Source organism: Peribacillus frigoritolerans, from assembly GCF_004358755.1.
Lineage (GTDB): Bacteria > Bacillota > Bacilli > Bacillales > Bacillaceae > Bacillus_P.
Genome location: NZ_SMZY01000016.1, coordinates 1 through 1,391, shown reverse-complemented (window position 1 = coordinate 1,391; position 1,391 = coordinate 1). Strand labels below are relative to the sequence as shown.

The following is a 1,391-nucleotide window of genomic DNA, read 5'->3' as shown; positions in this document are numbered from 1 at the left end:
AAGGCTGAGCTGTGATGGCGAGGGAAATTTAGTACCGAAGTTCCTGATTCCACACTGCCAAGAAAAGCCTCTAGCGAGGTGAGAGGTGCCCGTACCGCAAACCGACACAGGTAGGCGAGGAGAGAATCCTAAGGTGAGCGAGAGAACTCTCGTTAAGGAACTCGGCAAAATGACCCCGTAACTTCGGGAGAAGGGGTGCTTTTTAGGGTTCATAGCCCTGAAAAGCCGCAGTGAATAGGCCCAGGCGACTGTTTAGCAAAAACACAGGTCTCTGCGAAGCCGCAAGGCGAAGTATAGGGGCTGACGCCTGCCCGGTGCTGGAAGGTTAAGGGGAGAGGTTAGCGCAAGCGAAGCTTTGAACCGAAGCCCCAGTAAACGGCGGCCGTAACTATAACGGTCCTAAGGTAGCGAAATTCCTTGTCGGGTAAGTTCCGACCCGCACGAAAGGCGTAACGATCTGGGCACTGTCTCAACGAGAGACTCGGTGAAATTATAGTACCTGTGAAGATGCAGGTTACCCGCGACAGGACGGAAAGACCCCGTGGAGCTTTACTGTAGCCTGATATTGAATTTTGGTACAGCTTGTACAGGATAGGTAGGAGCCTTGGAAGCCGGAGCGCCAGCTTCGGTGGAGGCATTGGTGGGATACTACCCTTGCTGTATTGAAATTCTAACCCACAGCCCTGATCGGGCTGGGAGACAGTGTCAGGTGGGCAGTTTGACTGGGGCGGTCGCCTCCTAAAATGTAACGGAGGCGCCCAAAGGTTCCCTCAGAATGGTTGGAAATCATTCGCAGAGTGTAAAGGCACAAGGGAGCTTGACTGCGAGACCTACAAGTCGAGCAGGGACGAAAGTCGGGCTTAGTGATCCGGTGGTTCCGCATGGAAGGGCCATCGCTCAACGGATAAAAGCTACCCCGGGGATAACAGGCTTATCTCCCCCAAGAGTCCACATCGACGGGGAGGTTTGGCACCTCGATGTCGGCTCATCGCATCCTGGGGCTGTAGTCGGTCCCAAGGGTTGGGCTGTTCGCCCATTAAAGCGGTACGCGAGCTGGGTTCAGAACGTCGTGAGACAGTTCGGTCCCTATCCGTCGTGGGCGCAGGAAATTTGAGAGGAGCTGTCCTTAGTACGAGAGGACCGGGATGGACGCACCGCTGGTGTACCAGTTGTCTTGCCAAAGGCATCGCTGGGTAGCTATGTGCGGAAGGGATAAGTGCTGAAAGCATCTAAGCATGAAGCCCCCCTCAAGATGAGATTTCCCATCACGTAAGTGAGTAAGAACCCTGAAAGATGATCAGGTTGATAGGTCTGAGGTGGAAGCGCGGTGACGTGTGGAGCTGACAGATACTAATCGTTCGAGGACTTAACCACAGTCTAATAAAGTGTAA

At 53.8% G+C, this 1,391-nt stretch carries 1 rRNA gene; it reads left to right on the top strand.

Features of this window, described 5'->3' with window-relative positions:
• A 23S ribosomal RNA gene (locus E2R53_RS22895) occupies positions 1-1,374 on the top strand; the annotation flags it as partial.
• Between the last annotated feature and the right edge of the window lie 17 nt (positions 1,375-1,391).